This is a genomic window from Halorubrum hochsteinianum (assembly GCF_023702125.1).
Lineage (GTDB): Archaea > Halobacteriota > Halobacteria > Halobacteriales > Haloferacaceae > Halorubrum > Halorubrum hochsteinianum.
In genome coordinates this window covers 1,232,644-1,249,867 of sequence record NZ_CP098415.1, presented here as the reverse complement: position 1 = coordinate 1,249,867, position 17,224 = coordinate 1,232,644, and the positions used below count along the sequence as shown (strand labels likewise).

The following is a 17,224-nucleotide window of genomic DNA, read 5'->3' as shown; positions in this document are numbered from 1 at the left end:
CGCAACGGAGGGATAGAAATGAGCAAGGACTACATCGAGGTCCGCGGCGCTGAGGAACACAACCTCAAGGACCTCGACGTCCGGATCCCGCGCGAGGAGTTCACCGTCGTCACCGGGCTGTCCGGGTCGGGGAAGTCGTCGCTCGCGTTCGACACCGTCTACGCCGAGGGGCAGCGCCGCTACATCGAGTCGCTGTCCGCGTACGCCCGGAACTTCCTCGGGCAGATGGACAAACCGCAGGTGGAGTCCGTCGAGGGGCTCTCGCCGGCGATCTCGATCGACCAGAAGAACGCCGCGAACAACCCGCGGTCGACGGTCGGCACCGTCACCGAACTCCACGACTACCTCCGCCTGCTGTACGCCCGGATCGGCACCCAGTACGACCCCGTCACCGGCGAGGAGGTCGGCGAGCAGTCCGCACAGGACATGGTGAACCAGATCCTCGAACTCCCGGAGGGGACCCGCGCGAAGGTTGCCGCCCCGGTCGTCCGCGACCAGAAGGGGGCGTTCGAGGAGCTGTTCGAGGAGCTGGTGAGCGACGGGTACAGCCGCGTCGAAGTCGACGGCGAGTCCGTCGACCTGACCCTCGACGACCCCGAGCTAGACGAGAACTACGACCACACGATCGACGTGATCGTCGACCGGGTCAAAGTCTCGCCGGACGCCCGCTCGCGGATCACGGACTCCGTCGAGACCGCCCTTGAAGAGGCCGACGGCGCGCTCAAGCTGATCGTCCCCGACCCGCCCGAGGACGTGCCGTTCGCGTCGAACGCGCGCTCGACCGGGTCGCTGGCCGCGGACGCCGACGGCGACGACCGGCTCGTCGTCGAGTTCTCCGAGGAGCTGGGCAACCCCAACTCCGACGTCCAGTTCTCCGCGATCGAGACGCGCTCGTTCTCCTTCAACAGCCCGTACGGGGCCTGTCCCGAGTGCGAGGGGATCGGCTCGACGAAGGAGGTCGACGAGGACCTCGTGATCGAGGACCCCTCGAAGCCGCTCAAACACGTGTTCGAGCCGTGGAGCTACGACCGCACCTACTACTCGCGGCAGCTCGACAACGTCGCCGACCACTTCGGGGTCGACCTCGACACGCCCTTCGAGGAACTCGACGAGGAGGTTCAGCGGCAGTTCCTCTACGGCACCGACGACCTCGTCCACTTCGAGTGGACCACGAAGAACGGCACGCGCGAGAAGACCGAGCGCTTCGAGGGCGTCATCCCCAACCTGGAGCGCCGCCACGTCGAGACCGACTCCGAGCGCGCCCGCGACCACATCGAGGAGTACATGGCCGTGACGACCTGCCCCGAGTGCGACGGGACCCGCCTGAAAGAGCAGTCGCGGCACGTCCTCGTCGCGGGCACGTCGATCACGGAGGTGAACGAGCTGTCGATCGCCGACGCCCGCGAGCACTTCGAGGGCATGGAGTCGGAGCTGAACGAGCGCGAAACCACCATCGCCGAGGAGATTTTAAAAGAGATCCGCGCGCGGCTCGGCTTCATGGAGGAGGTCGGGTTGGAGTACCTCACGCTCGACCGCGAGGCGTCGACCCTCTCCGGCGGCGAGAGCCAGCGCATCCGGCTCGCCACGCAGGTCGGTTCCGGGCTGGTCGGGGTGCTGTACGTCTTGGACGAGCCCTCCATCGGGCTCCACCAGCGCGACAACGACCGGCTGTTGAACACCCTCGAAGGGCTCCGCGATCTGGGCAACACCCTCCTCGTCGTCGAGCACGACGAGGAGACGATGCGCCGCGCCGACGAGATCGTCGACATGGGGCCGGGACCGGGGAAGCGCGGCGGCGAGATCGTCGCGCAGGGAACCTTCGACGAGGTGGTCGAGGCCGACGAGTCGGTGACGGCCGACTACCTCGCGGGCCGGGAGTCGATTCCGGTGCCCGACGAGCGCCGCGAGGCGGAAGGCGAGCTGGTGGTGAAGGGCGCTCGCCAGCACAACCTCGACGACCTCGACGTGCCGATCCCGCTCGGCACGCTGACGACCGTCACCGGCGTCTCCGGCTCCGGGAAGTCGACGCTCGTCAACGACATCCTCTATAAGGGGCTCGCCCGCGAGATGAACGACAACACCTCGGTCGACCCCGGCGAGCACGACGCGATCGAGGGGCTCGACGGGATCGAGACGGTGCGGCTCATCGACCAGTCGCCGATCGGGCGGACGCCGCGCTCGAACCCCGCGACGTACACCGACGTGTTCGACCACGTCCGGGAGCTGTTCGCGGAGACGAAGCTCGCGAAGCGCCGCGGCTACGAGAAGGGGCGCTTCTCCTTTAACGTGAAGGGCGGCCGCTGCGAGGAGTGCGGCGGGCAGGGGACCGTCAAGATCGAGATGAACTTCCTCTCGGACGTGTACGTCCCCTGCGAGGAGTGCGGCGGCGCGCGCTACAACGACGAGACGCTCGACGTCGAGTACAAGGGGGCGACCATCGCCGACGTGCTCGACATGAGCGTCGCGGAGGCGTACGACTTCTTCGAGAGCCACCGCGGCCTCGAACGACGCCTGAAGCTGCTGAAGGACGTCGGGCTGGGCTACATGGAACTCGGCCAGCCCTCCACCACGCTCTCCGGCGGCGAGGCCCAGCGGGTGAAGCTCGCCGAGGAGCTGGGCAAGCGCGCGACCGGCGACACGCTGTACCTGCTCGACGAGCCGACGACGGGCCTCCACAAGGCCGACGAGCGCAAGCTGATCGACGTGCTCCACCGCCTCGTCGACGCGGGCAACACCGTGGTCGTCATCGAGCACGAACTCGACTTGGTGAAGAACGCCGACCACGTGATCGACCTCGGTCCCGAGGGCGGCGACGGCGGCGGCGAGCTCGTCGCCAGCGGCACGCCCGAGGCGGTCGCCCGCGATGACGACTCGCACACGGGGCGCTACCTCCGGGACATGCTCCCCGATGTCGACCTCGAAGGCCCCCGCGACGACCGCCGGAAGCCCGCGGTGGCCGACGACGACTGAAGGCGACCAGATCGCCGCGCTCCGGCCGTCTATGGCGCACATTCGGAAAACGTTTTTATTATGGATTTTCTTCACGAGTGATCATGGAGCGGCGATCGTTCCTGTCCGCGGGCGGTGCGGCGGCCCTCGCGCTCGCGGTCGGGAGTCCCTCCATCGCACGTATCGAATCGGACGGTCCGGTTGCGGTCGTCGAGGCGTACTACCGGCGAGCGAGCGACGCCGAGGACGCCGAGGCGTTCGCCGACGACGTGCGCGACCTCGCTCACTCCGCCTCCCCGCTGTCGGAGCTCGCCGGTGACGCACCCATGGCGTTCGACGGGACGGTGCGGCAGCGGTTCGTCGAATCCGTGGTGATCGCCGAGGACCTCTCTCCCGACCGGATTCGAAGCGTCTCCGGGTTCCTCGCCGCGTCGCTCACCGCCGACGGTACCGAGTCGATCGCCGCGGAGAACGCCCTCGTCTCCGTGACCGTGGAGGCCGACGACGGCGAGTTGGAACTCCGGTGGCTCGTCGCGACCGACGGCGGCGAGTGGCGGCTCGTCTGGCCAGGCGAACCGGACGAGACGTGAACGCCCGAGCGATCCGGCGAGACCGACGACTCGGGGGGTGCCGCTCGGCGGTCACCGACCTGCGACCGAGCGTCGGCCACCCCGGTCGGCGACGGTGACCGACGCGACGAGCACGGCGAGATCGACGGCGACGGTCGCGACGACGCCGAAACGGAACAGGACCAGTGCGCCGAGCGTCGCGACGGCGAGGCCGACCGCGGCGCGGTGAGCGCGGTCGCGGGCGGTGAGCGAGCGGGACGCCTGAACGCCGACGCCGACCTGAGCCGCGAAGAGGAGGACGCCGAACGGGGACACTGCGGGCATGCGACGCGATATCGGCGGACGGAATATGAACGTACCGGCGGTGTCCCTCTATCGAGGGCGGACGTGCGAGGTCTCAGAACTTCTCCAACAGGTCGCCGTAGAACTCGCCGCCGCGGTCGTCCGCGAGCTTCTCGACGATCAGCTCCGGCGTCGACCGCGCGAGGTGGCCCTTCTTCGGCGAGCGGTTCACCCGGAGTTCGCCGTCGACGAGCCCCGCCGCCTCGATGCCGTCGACCGCGACCTCGAAGTCGGCGGCGTCTCTGATCTCGCGGGCGAGGTGCGAGACGAACACCGCGGTCGCGTGCTGGTCATCGAGCGCCTCCAGAATCCCCGCGATGATCTTCGCGGAGGCCCCCGGCTCGGTGATCGACTCCAGCTCGTCGACCAAGACGAGGCGGCCGTCCGCGCCGTCGACGAGGTCGCCGAAGTCGCGGAGCGTGGCCTCGAACGCGCCCGCGTCGAGCGTCCCCTGCGACTTCGCGTAGTAGTGGATCTCCTCGAACCGCTCGACCGTGGCCGACTCGGCGGGGACCGGCAGCCCCATCTGCGCCAGCACGACGACCAAGGCGACCAGATCGAGCGTGGAGGTCTTCCCGCCGGAGTTGACGCCGGAGAGCAGGGTCGCGCCCGAGACGGCGTAGTCGACCGGCTCCACGTCGGCGAAGTCGACGTCAAGCAGCGGGGAGCGGCCGCCCTCGATGCGGAAGCCCTTCGCGCCGTCGCCGGCGTCGGCGTCGCCCTCGGCGGCGGCGTCCCCCTCGGCGTCCGGGTCGACGACCTCCGGCAGCACGCAGTCGAAGTCGCGGGCGAACCGCGAGACCGCGAGTTCCACGTCGAGCTCCAGGGCGTCGCGCACCAGCGTCTTGACCGGCTCGCGGAGGTCGCCGAGGTCGCTCGCGAGGTCGGCCTTCAGCCTCGCGGCGCGGCGGTCGCGGGCCGCCGAGAGCTCGGCTCGGAGCCGGGAGACGGCGCTCTCGTCGTGGTCCACCGGGAACGAGGGGTCGCCGCCGAAGACGCGCTCGGCCAATTCCGCCTCCTCCGGCTTCAGGCGGAGCGCGTCGGCGAGGTGGTCGCGGGCGGCGTCGACCGCCTCGTCGTACTCGTCGGCGAGTTCGCGGTCTAAAAGGGAGTCGACGCGCGCGCCCTGCTCGACGAGGGAGAGGAAGTCGGTCCCCTCGATGGTCACGTCGCGCTCGCGGATCGCCTCGCGCAGGCGGTCGTCGGCGACCGACGCAGCCGTCGACACCGCGGCGTCGAGGTCGTCGACGGCGGCGGTCAGGCGGTCCAACTCCGCGTCGCCGGCGATCGTGCCGTCGTCGTCGAGCCGCGAGAGCGCGTCGCGGAGGCGGTCGAGGTCGACGGGGGCGTCGGCCGCGGTCCCGGCCGCCTCGTGGACCGCCGCCGCCGCCTCCAGCCGCTCGCGGTTCTCCGCGAAGAACGTCAGCAGCCGCTCGGGAACCGTCTCCGCGGGGGTTTCGAGCGCGTCCGGACGGACGACCACGTCGCCCTCGACGTCGAGGCCGGCGAACGACTCGTCTAAGACGATCACGGAGGCGTACGACCGGCCGAGTTCGGAGACGTCGCGGGCGTCCTCGACGGTCTCGACGGAGAGCTCGGGGACGGCCGCCTCGGCGCGCGCGAGCGTCTCGGCGTCGGCGGTCGCGAGGCAGCGGTCGCGGACGCGGACGGTCGGGGGGTCGGAGAGGGGCGCGCAGTCCGCGAGCGCCTCGCGGACGGCGGGGTCCGGGTCGCGTTCCGCGGCGTCGGCCGCGAACGACTGCGCCTCCGCGATCCGCGAGGCGGACGCGCTCGGGTAGAACGTCTCCAGCCGCTTCGCGGCGTAGTCGGTGACGGTGCGCTCGCGCAGCAGGTCGATCGCTTCCCGGTACAGCTCGCGGGCGCGGTCGGTCGCCAGCACGCGCCCCTCGTCGTCGTGGCGGCGGCGGATCGCCCCGCGGGCGATCCGGGCCGCGCGGGCCTCGTTGACGCCCGGCGCGCGGGCGATGGCGGCCACGTCGCCGGACTCGACGGTCGCGACCGGGTCGTCCAGTTCGCGCAGCGCCGCGGCCGTCTTGGCCCCGACGCCGGGGATCGCCTCCAGCTCCATCTACTCGCCGGTATCGCGGCAACGGTCTAAAGCGTGCGGGTCGCTCCCGCGGTCCGGACGCGCGCGACCTCGAACCGGGACCGGTTCGCGTCGGCGGCGAAGAGCGCCGATCCGCGTGCGACGGGCTTTTTCGCGCTCGCCGCCAACGCCGGCCATGAGTCAGAACGCGCGGCCCGTCGGCGACGGGTCGCTCGCGCCCGAGACGGCGGCGAAGGCGGCGACCGCCCGCGACGCGCTCGGCGAGCGCGACGGGGTCCTCGTCGCGTTCTCGGGCGGGGTCGACTCCGCGGTGGTCGCGGCGCTGGCGGCGGACGTACTCGGCGACGACGCCGTGGCGTGTACCGCCCGCAGCGAGACGCTCCCAGCCGCGGAGCTGGCGGACGCGGAGCGGGTCGCCGACGAGATCGGGATCCCCCACGAGACCGTGACCTTCTCCGAGCTGGACGACCCGAACTTCGTCGCCAACGACGGCGACCGCTGTTACCACTGCCGGACGATGCGGCTCGGCAAGATGTACGAGACGGCGAAGGACCTCGGGATCGACACGGTCTGCGACGGGACGAACGCGGACGACCCCGGCGAGGGCCACCGACCCGGCCTCCGCGCCGTCGAGGAGCTCGACGTGTTCTCCCCGCTGCTGGACGCCGGCGTATCGAAGGAGGAGGTGCGCGCGATCGCCGACGCCTACGACCTCTCCGTCGCCGACAAGCCCTCGATGGCGTGTCTCTCCTCGCGGATCCCGACCGGACTGGAGGTGACCGAGGAGCGGCTGAGCCGCGTCGAGAAGGCCGAGCGGGTGCTCCGCGAGTGGGGCTTCGAGGGGTTCCGGGTGCGCGACCACGACGGGCTGGCGCGCGTCGAGATCGCGCCGGAGGAACTGGAGCGCGCGCTGGACCCGGCGTTCGCCGACGCCGTCCACGAACACCTCACCGACCTCGGCTTCGAGTACGTCACGCTCGACATGGCCGGCTACCGGACGGGGAGCGTGAGTCCGGGCGGCGACGAGGACGAAGAGAATTCGGACGGTTCGGCCGACGATGGCGTCGACCTCGGTCGGCGGTACCCGCGCTGAACCCGCCGCCGGACCGCTCGCGCGGCCCGCCGCGTTATCACCGGAGAGAACCCGGCACGAACGCTTATAACCCGTGTTGCTGAAGCGACACCTATGCGAGAGGCGCAGACGCTGGCGGTGATCGCCGGCGGCGTCGGCGGGGCCGTCGGGGCGTTCGTCGGCGTCGCGGTCGGCGGGTCGGCGGTTTCGGTGACCCTGACCACCCTCGGGGTCGCCACCCTCGTCGGCGTCGGGGTCATCGCCAGCGCGGTCGTCGCCGGCGACGTGGAGTTCCTCGCCGACGCGGACGGCAAGTGACCCCGCGACCGCGCGCTTCAAGGTCCCGCCGAGACGAACGGAACCCATGAGTCTCATCGCGTTCGACTTCGACGGGACGCTCTCCGACTCCGAGATGACGGTGCTGCTCGCCGAGCGGGCGGGCGTCACCGACGAGGTCGCCGAGATCACCGAGCGGGCGATGAACGACGAGATGAGCTACGCCGAGAGCCTCTATCGGCGCGCGGAGCTACTGGAGGGCCTCCCGGAGGAAGACATCGCGGACGCCTTCGACGCGGTCCGGATCCGACCCGGCGCGGCGCGGCTCATCCGACGCCTGCGCGACGAGGGGCACCACGTCGCCGTGTTGACCGGCGGCTTCGAGCGCGGCGTCGAGGCGGCGCTGGAGCGGGAGGGGGTCGCGGTCGACACGATCGTCGCGAACCGCCTGCCGACCGGGGCCGACGGCGCGCTCACCGGGGCGGCCGAGGGGCCGCTCATCGAGGGGACGAAAGACGACGCGCTCGCGGACCTGGCGGCCGAGGTCGGCGTTTCGATGGCCGACGCGGTGGCGGTCGGCGACGGCGCGAACGACCTGCCGATGCTGGAGGTCGCGGGCCTCGCCGTCGGCTTCGTCCCAAAGTCCGCGGTGCGGCCCGTCTGCGACGCCGTCGTCGCCTCAATGTACCGGCTCGGGAAGGTGCTGGAGGCGCACGGCGTGCTCGCGGCGGAGTGAACTGACACCGGTCGACACCTGACCATGTTTGGATCAAGCCTTAATCAACGACGAGCCGAACGTGATCGCATGAGCGTCCTCGCCGGGGTGATCCGATGCTACCGACGCTGACGTACCTTCAGTTCCACCTCGTTTTCAGCGTCCCCGTGCTGGCGCTGCTGTGGTACCTCGCGCCGCGGTACGAGGCCGTCCGCCAGCGGCGGGCGACGGTCGGGATCGCGATCCTCGTGGCCATCGCGTACTTCTACACGACGCCGTGGATCAGCTACATGATCCGGCAGGGCGCGTGGTGGTACGCCGACGGAGCGGTGCTCGTCCGGGCGCTGTCGATCCCCCTCGGCGAGTACCTGTTCTTCACCATCCAGACCGTCGTCACCGCGTTCGCGCTCCACCTGATCGGGTTCGACCCGACGTTCCGCGAGGGCGACTTCGACCGGAAACCGAGGGTCGCCGGCGTCATCGCCGGGGTCGCGATGGTCGTCGGCGGGCTCTGGCTGACGACGCTCGACCCCTCGTACCTCTACCTCGGCGGCCTGATCGCGTGGGTCGGTCCGGTGGTCGCGCTCCAGTGGGCGGTCGGCGGGGGGTACCTCGTCCGCACGCCGCGGATGTGGCTCGCCGCGACGCTGATCCCGGCCGCCTACTTCTGGGTCGCCGACCGGATCGCGATCGCGATGGGGACGTGGCAGCTCTCCGCCGAGTACACGACCGGCGTCGCCGTGTTGGGCCTCCCGATCGAGGAGATGCTTTTCTTCGCCGCCGCCGGGGTGATGACCGTCAACGGGCTGGTGCTGTTCGAGTGGGTGCTCGACTGGAACGACCGCCGCGGGAGCGTCGCGGAGTCGGTCCCGTCGGGAGCGGCCGAGCCCGACGTGCCCGGCCCGGAACCGCCCGCCGACCCGGACCCCGACGTGGTCGATGACTGAGGCCGCGGCGACGGAGTCGACCGAATCGCGCCCAGCCGACGCGGGGCGGCGCGGGTCGACCGCGGAGTCGGCCGAGGAACGGGTCGACCGGTGGTTCGCGCGACGCCCGGCGCTGGCGCTGGCCGCGCTCCTCCCGATCGGTGCCGTGACCCCCCTGTTTCCGGTCGAAGTCGGCGTCGCGACGTTCGCGCTCGGGACGCTCGTCGTCGGGATGGCTCACGGCGCGGTCGACCACCTCGTCCCGCTCCGGGCCGCCCCGGGCGTGTCGCTGCGACGGTCGATCGCGGTCGTCTCCGTCGTCTACGCGGTCCTCGGCGGCGCGGTGGTCGCCGCGTTCTTCCTCGCGCCGGTCGCGGCGTTCGTCGGCTTCGTCGCGCTCACGTGGCTCCACTGGGGGCAGGGCGACGTGGCGACGCTCGCTATCGCGAGCGTCGACCACCTGCCCACGTCGGCGGAGCGGTGGCTGGCGCTCGTCGTCCGCGGCGGCCTCCCGATGGGCGTTCCGCTGCTCGCGCATCCGGAGGAGTACCGACTGGTGGCCGAGTGGACCGTCGGGCTGTTCCTCGTCGACGCGGGCGCGGCCGCGACCGCGGTCGACCCCCTCTTCACGCCCGCGGTCCGCGCCGCGGTCGGCGCGGGGATGGCGGCCGCGACGCTGGCGTCGGTCGGACTGGGCTACCGCCGAGTCCGGGGTGGCGGCGACGGCAGTAACGACGGCGGGGCGAGACGCGACCCCGCCGGGTGGCGGCGCGACGTCGGCGAACTGGCGGTGCTGTGGGCGTGGTTCCTGCTCGCGGCACCGGTGTTCGCGATCGGGGTGTACTTCGCGCTGTGGCACGCGCTCCGGCACGTCGGGCGGCTCGTCCTCGTCGACCCCGAGGCCGCGAGCGCCGCGTCGGCCGGCGACGCCGTCGGCGCGCTCGCCCGCTTCGGCCGCGACGCGGCACCGCTCACGCTCGGCGGGTTCCTCGTGGTCGGCGCGGTGGGCGCGAGCGTGCCGGCGGGCGTGGCCGCGCCCGGCGACCTGCTGGCCGTGTCGCTGGTCGCCATCGCCGCGATGACCTTACCCCACGTCGTCGTCGTCGCGTGGCTCGACCGGCGGCAGGGCGTCTGGCGTCCCGGCGTCGGAGCCTGACGAGGGGTCGAACCCGTCGCGGTTCCGACACCGCACCGCTCTTGCTCCGGGAACCCCTCGCTCCGGTAGATGGACGAGATCGCGATCCGAGGGCCCCGCCCCGGCGACGCCGAGCCGCTGGAGGCGCTCATCACGTCGCACTTCAGCGAGGGGAGCTCCTACGGCGTCGACCTCGGGCTCGACGACCCGACGTACCGCGTGCTGGTCGCGGTCGAGGCCGGAGGCGACGACACCGACTCAGAGGGTTCGATCCTCGGCGTCATGGCGCTCCGGGAGTTCGCCGATCCCGCCGCCGTCGCCGACGAGATGTACTTCTTCGACGACCCCGGCCTCCTGCCGGCCGCGGAGCTGTACGGCCACCTCGAAATGGGGTACGTCAGGGGGGACGCGACCGGCCGCGGGATCGGGAGCCGGTTGCTCGAACGGCTCCACGCGGTCGGGGCCGAGCGCGGCGTCGACCTGTTCGTCGCGGACTCGTGGTACCACGGGGGCGACGACTCGCCGGAGAAGCTGTTCGACGGACACGGGTACGAGACGGTCCACCGCGACCCGATCGACCGACCGGCGTCGGAGTGCCCGAAATGCGAGGGCGAGTGCGTCTGCGAGGGCGCGCTCGCGGTGCGGCGAGTCGGGGGCGACGGGGGCGGGCCGGAGGCGAGCGGCTCGTGATCGCGCGACGCCGGACCGGGAGTCGGCGGTGAACCACGACCGCGTCCACGCGAGGGAGCCGTCGCATCACGTCGACCGGTGGTCGGTCGGCGTGATCGAGTCGATCCGCGAGCGCGACGGCCACTGCGTCGTGACGGTTCGGCCGGTCGAACCGGCGGGGTCGGAAGACGCCGAGGCCGGACCCGGGGACGGGGTCGGCGACCCCGTCGACCTGCTGATAACGTTCGCCGTCAGGGACCTGTTCGTGGGCCGGCTCCCGATCGAGGACGGCGAGTCGCCGGCGGGCGAGCAGGTCTGGTACCGGAAGCGGGGCGGGTGAGCGGAGGCTGACCCACGGTCACTCCAGTTGGTGGTAGTCCAGTTCGTGCCCCTCGTCGAGCGCGGCCTTGACCGCCTCGCTCGGCTCGTCGACCGGCTCGGTCCGGAGCCGCATGCCGCCCACGTCGGCGGCGTCGAAGTAGACGTTGCGCCGCCAGTCGGCGTCGGTGTCGGGGAAGTCGGTGCGGTAGTGAGCGCCGCGGGACTCCTCGCGTTCGAGCGCGCCGCGGAGCACCGCCTCGGCGGCGACGATCATGAAGCCGAGGTCGACCGCGAACTCGAACGACTCGCTCGTGACTGGGCCGACGCGCAGGTCGGCGGCGCGCTCGCGCACGTCGGCGAGGCGGTCGAGCCCCGCCCGGAGCGACGCCTCGTCGCGGAGGATGCCGGCGTGGTCCCACATCAGCTCCCGCAGTTCGGCGAGCACCGCGTCCACGTCGTGCTCGCCGTCGCGGTTCGCCATCGCGCGCAGGTCTCGGAGGTGCGGTTCGACGACCGACTCGCGGAGGTCGTCCGGGACGGTCCCCGGTCCGTCCGCGCGGTCGGCGATCCGCTCGCCGGCGACGACGCCGTACGCGACGGTCTCGGCCAGCGAGTTCCCGCCGAGTCGGTTCGCGCCGTGGACGCCCGCCATCGTCTCGCCGATGGCGAAGAGCCCGTCCACGTCGGTCTCCCCGTGGTCGTCGACCGCGACCCCGCCCATCCCGTAGTGGGAGGTCGGGGCCACCTCGACCGCCTCCTCGGCCATGTCCACGCCGAGCTCTTGGAAGCGCTCGTACATCCGCGGGAGCCGCTCCCGGACGAAGTCGGCGTCGCGGTGGGAGATGTCGAGGTAGACGCCACCGTTCTCGGTGCCGCGCCCCTCGGCGACCTCGCGCGCGATCGCCCGGGCGACCACGTCGCGCGCGTCGAGCTCCATCTGGTCCGGCGAGTAGCGCTCCATGAACCGCTCGCCCTCCGCGTTGAACAGTCGGCCCCCCTCGCCGCGGACCGCCTCGGTCACGAGGCGGCCGCTCCACGGCTCCCACTCGGGATCGCTCTCGTCGACGGCCATCCCGGTCGGGTGGAACTGCATGAACTCCATGTCCATCAGGGACGCGCCGGCGTCGTACGCCAGCGCCGCCCCGTCGCCGTTGTTCTCGTCGTCGCGGGAGGTGTGCCGGTTGTAGATGGCGGCGTGGCCGCCGGCGGCGAGGACGACGGTGCCGGCGTTGAACAGCACGAACTCGCCGTCGTCCATGTCGAAGCCGACGGCACCGTGGACCGCGCCGCCGTCGGAGACCAGTTTCGTTATCATCACGTTCTCCCGGTAGGGGACGGACAGGGACTGTGCGCGGTCAACGAGGGTGTTCAGCATCGACTCGCCGGTGTGGTCGCCGGCGAAGGCGGTCCGGCGGAACGACTGGGCTCCGAAGTAGCGCTGGTCGATCTCGCCGTCGTCGGTCCGGGAGTACTCCATGCCCCACTCGTCGAGTTCGCGGAGGCGCGCCGGCATCTGTTCCGTCACCGTCTCGACCTTGGCCGGATCGTTGACGTGGTGGCCCTCGTTGAGCGTGTCGGCGGCGTGGATCGCCGGCGAGTCCTCGGGGTCGCGCGTGCCGAGCGCGCCGTTGATCCCCCCGCGCGCCCACGTCGTGTGCGCGTCGCCGTGCCCGCGCTTGCCGAGCACGAGCAGGTCGTCGACGCCGCGCTCGGCCAGTTCGATGGCCGCGCGTGCGCCCGCCGCGCCAGCGCCGACGACGAGGACGGAAACGTCCTCGCGCGCGTACTCGACCGGCTCGTCGGTGTCTCGTTCGGTCATGACAGAATGGAAGAGCCGCACACGGGTAAGCCTCACGCGCGTGTGCGCGCGTGAGCGCCAGATCGAGCCCGCGCGGCCGCCGCTTCAGTCCCACCCGGGCGTGTCGGGCGCGCCCGCGTCGTCTTCCACGTCGCGCACCAGTCGACCGAGCGCGTCGGCGTCGAGCGCGACGGGGTCGCCGTCGGGGGCGGCCCGTTCGGTCCACTCGCGGATCGCCGTCCCGACCCAGGAGTCGGTCTCGCGGGCGCTGTCCCGGGCCTCGGCCATGCGGTCGCGGTCGACCGACAGCGATCCGGGGCGAGAGCCGACGGCGGCACCGGCGAAGCGGGCGCGGTCGTCGGGGGTCGCCTCGCCGTCCCGGAGTCGGGCGACGACGCCGTCGAGCGCGTCGGGGTCGGGGTAGGCGAACACGGTCGCGCCGAGCGCCTGCGGGCCGAACGCGGGTGCCGGGAGGTCGTTCGGCGGGTCGTCGTCGAGGAGGCGGTCGCCGCCGCCGGCGGCCTCGACGCGCTCGCACTCCGTCTCCGCGCCGAGTTCGAGGTTGTGGCCGGGGTAGGTCGCGCAGGTGCGCGGGTAGCGCTCGTCGCCGTGGATCCGGCACTGGAGCGTCGTCGGGTCGAGGAAGACGCAGGCGTCGAGCCAGCGCGGCTCGTCGGTCCCGACCGGGGCGACCGGTTTTGGGGGTTTCCGGAGGCCGACGACGAAGACGGGGCGACCGTTCGCGGCGGCGAGGTCGACGCCGTCGATCCCGACGCTGTCGTCGCCCTCGGCTGGCTCGAACAGCCGGGGCGTGAGCGCGGCGGCGAGGCCGTCGTCGACGAACCGGGCCACCTCGTCGCGGGTGAGCGGCGCGAGGTCGTAGACGTCGTCGAGCGGGGGGCGCGGCCCGGTGCGGTCGGAGCCCGCGGCCGCCGGGTCGAGCGGTCGCCAGTCGACGCAGCAGCCGGCGCACCCCTCACAGCGGAGTTCCATACGAACGTGCGAACGGTTCGCGCGGGGATAAGGGATCGGCGGGGAGGCCTCGGAGAGGTGGTCGATCGGCGAGGAGGGTCTCGGGGAGCGCCGCCGGCTTACAGTTCGCCCTTGGTGCTCGGCGTGTCGCTGCGGCGCTCGTCGAGGCGGGTGGCGTCGTCGAGGGCGCGCGCCAGCGCCTTGAACAGGGCCTCGACCTCGTGGTGGGCGTTGTCGCCCTTCTCGACCGCGGCGTGGAGCGTCAGCCCGGCGTTGTGGGCCAGCGACAGCGCGAAGTGGTCGGCCATGACGCTCGTGAACTCGCCGACGGACTCCTGTGAGAACTCGCCGGCGAACTCGTAGTAGGGGCGGCCCGCCACGTCGACGACGACGCTCGCGACCGCCTCGTCGAGGGGGACGCGCCGGTCGGCGTACCGGCGGATCGCGCGCTTGTCGCCGAGCGCCTCGTCGAACGCCTCGCCGAGGCAGATCGCCACGTCCTCGACGGTGTGGTGGTCGTCGATCTCCAGATCGCCGTCACAGCGCACGGTGAGGTCGAAGAGGCCGTGTTTGGCGAACGACGCCAGCATGTGGTCGTAGAAGCCGATCCCCGTGTCGACCTCGCTGTCGCCGTCGCCGTCGACCGCGAGCGTCAACTCGATCGTCGTCTCCGCGGTCTCGCGGGTGACCGCCGCGGTCCGCTCGTGCTCGCTCATACGTGTCCGTCGCGGGCGGCTCTTAAGGGAATTGCGGGGAACGGGGTGTCATCAGTTATAAGTTCAACTGCGGTGGCGCGCGCCTCCGAGGCCGCCTTGCGGCCGAGGAGCGTCGCGCGAGGGAGTCGCTGTCGGCCGAAGCGTGAGCGAAGGCCGCCAGCGACGAGGCTGGGGAGGTGTGAGGTGCGGTAGGGCGGGACTCGAAGGGGCAGCCGCGAGGTTGACGCAGGCGACGCAAGGACCGCAGCGAAGGAGCGACAGCGACTGAGAGAGGACCGCAGCGAGCGTGCGTCAACCTCGCGGCTGGGGCTTCGGCGGTCTCGGTCATGGGGACGCGCTTGTGTCCGACCGAGTCATCCACGACTCCACATCCGAACGCCTCGTCTCAGACCTCGTCGGCCGCCTGTTGCGCCTCCCGCAGCGTGAATTCGCCCTCGTACAGCGCGGTCCCGACCACGACCGCGGCCGCCCCTGCCTCCTTCAGCGCGACCACGTCGCCGACCGACGCCACGCCGCCGGACGCGATGACCGGGATGTCGACCGCCTCGACCACCGACTCCACCGCCTCGCGGTCGATCCCCTCCAACTGGCCCTCCACGTCGACGTTCGTGAAGAGGATCGCGCCCGCACCCAGCTCCTCGTAGCGCGCGGCCGCCTCGGCGGGGTCGAGCCCGGTTCCCTCCGTCCACCCCGACACCACGACCTCGCCGTCCTTCGCGTCGAGGCTGACGACGACGCTTCCCGGGTGCGTCTCGTCGATCTCCGCGACGATCTCGGGCGTCTCGACCGCCGCAGTCCCGAGTATCACGCGGTCGAGTCCCAGATCGAGGAGGTCGCGCGCGCCGCCGGCGGTGCGGATGCCGCCGCCGAGTTGGAGGCCGATCGCGTCGTCGCCGTCCGCGCCGCCGACCGCCTCGACGACCGCCTCGATCGCCGCGGCGTTGACCCGCTCGCCCTCGAACGCGCCGTCGAGGTCGACGAGGTGGAGGGTGCTCGCGCCCGCGTCGATCCAGCGCTCGGCGGCGTCGACCGGGTCGCCGTAGCGTTTGCCCGTCCCGCGCTCGCCGCCGACCAGCTGGACGACCTCGCCGTCCTGCACGTCGACGGCGGGAATCACCTCGAACTCGGGGAAGTCGCTCATACGCGATAGGAGCCGACGACGGCGATTAAACCGGTCGGTTCGGGGCGAAACGAGCGAGTTCGGCGGTGAACTCCTCCGGGGACGCAGTCGTTTGCTTATGAATGGCTGCGGCTGGATCGCCGGCGAACGCCTCTACATTCCCGGTTGCTCGGCACTACGTCGTTGCTGCCGCCGCGAACGCCGCCGAAGCCCCGGTCGCTCGGCTGTGCGTAGTCGGTTATAACTAACCGATCGACACGGATACCGCCGAAGCCCCAGTCGCTCGGCTGTACGTAGTCGGTTATAACTAACCGATCGACACGGATACCGCCGAAGCCCCAGTCGCGAGGACTCGCGCGACTCGCTGCGCTCCTCAGTCGCTCACTTTGTTCGCTCCCTGCGGTGCTTACTTCGTCGTGCTTCGCCCTCGCGACTGCCCCTTCGAATCCCGCCCCCGCACCGCTCCGCACAGCACCTCACGCCTCCCCAGCCTCGTCGCTGGCGGTCTTCGCTTCGCTCGACCGCCAGCGACTCCCTCGCGCGTGCGACTCGCGGCCTATCGGCCGCTCGTCGGCACGCGCCACCGCACCTATTTATAAACAATCGCGTTTCAATGGAGTCGGATATTCCGGGTCTCGACCCACTCACTCCACGGAGATGAGCAGTTGCGAGACGTCCTCGTCGAAAGCCGCGGGGTCGGTCGCGAGCGCCTCGGCTGTCTCCGCGTCGGCGAGTTCCGTCACGACCGTCTCGGCGTCCACGAGGTTCGGGAGCGCCTCGCCGATCACCTCGATGAGCGGGTCGGTCGGGTACGCGCCGCCCGCGACGATCACGTCGGTCCCGTCGTGCCAGACGCCGAGCCGCGACTCCATCTCGACGGTCTCGCTGACCGACTCGGTCGAACCGTCCGGCAGCGGGAACTCCCCGTCGAGCGCGAACTCGCCCGCGAGCCGCCACGCCGTCGCGGTGTGCCCGCTCCGGACCGTCGTCGTCCCCTCGTCTGCGACCTCGACGTTCTCGATCCCGCTGTCGCGGAGCTGCGCGCGGAACGCGTCGACCGCCGCGCCCTCCACCTCTTCCATCAGCCGGTCGCGGCCGACGCCCGCGGGCAACTGGTCGATTGCCGGCCGGAGGTCGATCCGGGTGGCGAAGAAGACGACGGGCGACCCCGACGCGTCGAACGTCGCCGCGAGCGCCTCGGCGACGTCGACGTACTCGTATATCAGCGTCCGCTCGCGCGCCTGAACCGTCACCGGCCCGTACGACTGCTCGAACACCGTGCTCCGCGACTTGTCGATCTGCCGCCAGTCCTCGATTCTGTCGCTGGTCACCGTCGGCTCCGGCACCGGCCCCTCCCGCGCGCCGAGACAGCCCGCCAGTCCGAGCAGCCCGAGGCTCCCGGCACCGGCCAGCAGCCGTCGCCGCGTTGTCGTCGTCGACCGATCCGCGGGGCGTGGTTCCATGGGTCGAACAGGTCACCCGGGGGTAAATGCATGTCGCCGGGCGGCGCGGGGAGGCGCGGGGAAGCGCGGGGAAGCGCGGGGAGGCGCGGGGAGGGGCGGTCGCGTCGGAATCC

General features: G+C 71.7%; 16 protein-coding genes. 9 read left to right on the top strand and 7 right to left on the bottom strand.

Annotated elements, in window-relative coordinates:
* The first annotated feature begins 18 nt into the window (after positions 1–18).
* Both uvrA and NAF06_RS06150 read left to right on the top strand, forming a co-directional pair.
* Positions 19–2,970: an excinuclease ABC subunit UvrA gene (gene uvrA / locus NAF06_RS06155; RefSeq protein WP_008585300.1), complete on the top strand. Its 2,952-nt coding sequence runs from the start codon at positions 19–21 to the stop codon at positions 2,968–2,970.
* An 83-nt stretch (positions 2,971–3,053) separates the two neighbouring features.
* Complete coding sequence (locus NAF06_RS06150; protein WP_006629081.1) at positions 3,054–3,539, top strand: twin-arginine translocation signal domain-containing protein; 486 nt, start codon at positions 3,054–3,056, stop codon at positions 3,537–3,539.
* Between the two features lie 51 nt (positions 3,540–3,590).
* Here NAF06_RS06150 and NAF06_RS06145 read toward each other — a convergent pair whose 3' ends face one another.
* Complete coding sequence (locus NAF06_RS06145) at positions 3,591–3,842, bottom strand: hypothetical protein (protein WP_008585301.1); 252 nt, start codon at positions 3,840–3,842, stop codon at positions 3,591–3,593.
* Positions 3,843–3,915: 73 nt separating this feature from the next.
* On the bottom strand, positions 3,916–5,949 hold the full coding sequence (locus tag NAF06_RS06140) for a MutS-related protein (protein ID WP_008585302.1): 2,034 nt from the start codon (positions 5,947–5,949) through the stop codon (positions 3,916–3,918).
* 154 nt (positions 5,950–6,103) lie between these two features.
* On the opposite strand from NAF06_RS06140, the gene larE reads away from it, so the two are divergent.
* From larE to NAF06_RS06105, 7 genes are all read left to right on the top strand, one after another.
* Positions 6,104–7,021 carry an ATP-dependent sacrificial sulfur transferase LarE gene (gene larE, locus NAF06_RS06135; protein WP_008585303.1) on the top strand — a complete coding sequence of 306 codons (918 nt, stop codon included), beginning with the start codon at positions 6,104–6,106 and terminating at the stop codon, positions 7,019–7,021.
* A gap of 93 nt (positions 7,022–7,114) precedes the next feature.
* Positions 7,115–7,318 carry a hypothetical protein gene (locus tag NAF06_RS06130; RefSeq protein ID WP_008585304.1) on the top strand — a complete coding sequence of 68 codons (204 nt, stop codon included), beginning with the start codon at positions 7,115–7,117 and terminating at the stop codon, positions 7,316–7,318.
* A 46-nt stretch (positions 7,319–7,364) separates the two neighbouring features.
* Positions 7,365–8,012 (top strand): phosphoserine phosphatase SerB, encoded by a 648-nt coding sequence (gene serB / locus NAF06_RS06125; protein WP_008585305.1) that lies wholly within the window; start codon positions 7,365–7,367, stop codon positions 8,010–8,012.
* Between the two features lie 95 nt (positions 8,013–8,107).
* Positions 8,108–8,938, top strand: a complete 831-nt coding sequence (locus NAF06_RS06120; protein ID WP_008585306.1) for a lycopene cyclase domain-containing protein — start codon at positions 8,108–8,110, stop codon at positions 8,936–8,938.
* Positions 8,931–10,073 (top strand): Brp/Blh family beta-carotene 15,15'-dioxygenase, encoded by a 1,143-nt coding sequence (locus NAF06_RS06115; protein WP_008585307.1) that lies wholly within the window; start codon positions 8,931–8,933, stop codon positions 10,071–10,073. Before NAF06_RS06120 ends, NAF06_RS06115 begins: the two co-directional genes overlap by 8 nt.
* A 69-nt stretch (positions 10,074–10,142) precedes the next feature.
* Positions 10,143–10,742: a GNAT family N-acetyltransferase gene (locus NAF06_RS06110; RefSeq protein ID WP_008585308.1), complete on the top strand. Its 600-nt coding sequence runs from the start codon at positions 10,143–10,145 to the stop codon at positions 10,740–10,742.
* A gap of 28 nt (positions 10,743–10,770) precedes the next feature.
* On the top strand, positions 10,771–11,061 hold the full coding sequence (locus NAF06_RS06105; RefSeq protein ID WP_008585309.1) for a DUF7861 family protein: 291 nt from the start codon (positions 10,771–10,773) through the stop codon (positions 11,059–11,061).
* An 18-nt stretch (positions 11,062–11,079) separates the two neighbouring features.
* Here the strand turns inward: NAF06_RS06105 and NAF06_RS06100 are convergent, their stop codons facing one another.
* From NAF06_RS06100 to NAF06_RS06080, 5 genes are all read right to left on the bottom strand, one after another.
* Positions 11,080–12,861: an L-aspartate oxidase gene (locus tag NAF06_RS06100; protein ID WP_008585310.1), complete on the bottom strand. Its 1,782-nt coding sequence runs from the start codon at positions 12,859–12,861 to the stop codon at positions 11,080–11,082.
* An 84-nt stretch (positions 12,862–12,945) separates the two neighbouring features.
* Complete coding sequence (locus NAF06_RS06095) at positions 12,946–13,833, bottom strand: YkgJ family cysteine cluster protein (protein ID WP_008585311.1); 888 nt, start codon at positions 13,831–13,833, stop codon at positions 12,946–12,948.
* 98 nt (positions 13,834–13,931) lie between these two features.
* Entirely contained in the window at positions 13,932–14,528 is a 597-nt protein-coding gene (hisB, locus tag NAF06_RS06090) for an imidazoleglycerol-phosphate dehydratase HisB (protein WP_008585312.1), read from the bottom strand.
* Positions 14,529–14,913: 385 nt separating this feature from the next.
* Positions 14,914–15,669, bottom strand: a complete 756-nt coding sequence (gene hisA, locus NAF06_RS06085) for a 1-(5-phosphoribosyl)-5-[(5-phosphoribosylamino)methylideneamino]imidazole-4-carboxamide isomerase (protein WP_008585313.1) — start codon at positions 15,667–15,669, stop codon at positions 14,914–14,916.
* Between the two features lie 623 nt (positions 15,670–16,292).
* Entirely contained in the window at positions 16,293–17,111 is an 819-nt protein-coding gene (locus NAF06_RS06080; protein ID WP_008585314.1) for a DUF6517 family protein, read from the bottom strand.
* Positions 17,112–17,224: the final 113 nt, after the last annotated feature.

What these genes read in the sequence shown, in the direction of transcription:
- uvrA (WP_008585300.1), top strand. Translation starts at nt 19, where the DNA reads ATGAGCAAGGACTACATCGAGGTCCGCGGCGCTGAGGAACACAACCTC.
- NAF06_RS06150 (WP_006629081.1), top strand. Translation starts at nt 3,054, where the DNA reads ATGGAGCGGCGATCGTTCCTGTCCGCGGGCGGTGCGGCGGCCCTCGCG.
- NAF06_RS06145 (WP_008585301.1), bottom strand. Translation starts at nt 3,842, where the DNA reads ATGCCCGCAGTGTCCCCGTTCGGCGTCCTCCTCTTCGCGGCTCAGGTC.
- NAF06_RS06140 (WP_008585302.1), bottom strand. Translation starts at nt 5,949, where the DNA reads ATGGAGCTGGAGGCGATCCCCGGCGTCGGGGCCAAGACGGCCGCGGCG.
- larE (WP_008585303.1), top strand. Translation starts at nt 6,104, where the DNA reads ATGAGTCAGAACGCGCGGCCCGTCGGCGACGGGTCGCTCGCGCCCGAG.
- NAF06_RS06130 (WP_008585304.1), top strand. Translation starts at nt 7,115, where the DNA reads ATGCGAGAGGCGCAGACGCTGGCGGTGATCGCCGGCGGCGTCGGCGGG.
- serB (WP_008585305.1), top strand. Translation starts at nt 7,365, where the DNA reads ATGAGTCTCATCGCGTTCGACTTCGACGGGACGCTCTCCGACTCCGAG.
- NAF06_RS06120 (WP_008585306.1), top strand. Translation starts at nt 8,108, where the DNA reads ATGCTACCGACGCTGACGTACCTTCAGTTCCACCTCGTTTTCAGCGTC.
- NAF06_RS06115 (WP_008585307.1), top strand. Translation starts at nt 8,931, where the DNA reads ATGACTGAGGCCGCGGCGACGGAGTCGACCGAATCGCGCCCAGCCGAC.
- NAF06_RS06110 (WP_008585308.1), top strand. Translation starts at nt 10,143, where the DNA reads ATGGACGAGATCGCGATCCGAGGGCCCCGCCCCGGCGACGCCGAGCCG.
- NAF06_RS06100 (WP_008585310.1), bottom strand. Translation starts at nt 12,861, where the DNA reads ATGACCGAACGAGACACCGACGAGCCGGTCGAGTACGCGCGCGAGGAC.
- NAF06_RS06095 (WP_008585311.1), bottom strand. Translation starts at nt 13,833, where the DNA reads ATGGAACTCCGCTGTGAGGGGTGCGCCGGCTGCTGCGTCGACTGGCGA.
- hisB (WP_008585312.1), bottom strand. Translation starts at nt 14,528, where the DNA reads ATGAGCGAGCACGAGCGGACCGCGGCGGTCACCCGCGAGACCGCGGAG.
- hisA (WP_008585313.1), bottom strand. Translation starts at nt 15,669, where the DNA reads ATGAGCGACTTCCCCGAGTTCGAGGTGATTCCCGCCGTCGACGTGCAG.
- NAF06_RS06080 (WP_008585314.1), bottom strand. Translation starts at nt 17,111, where the DNA reads ATGGAACCACGCCCCGCGGATCGGTCGACGACGACAACGCGGCGACGG.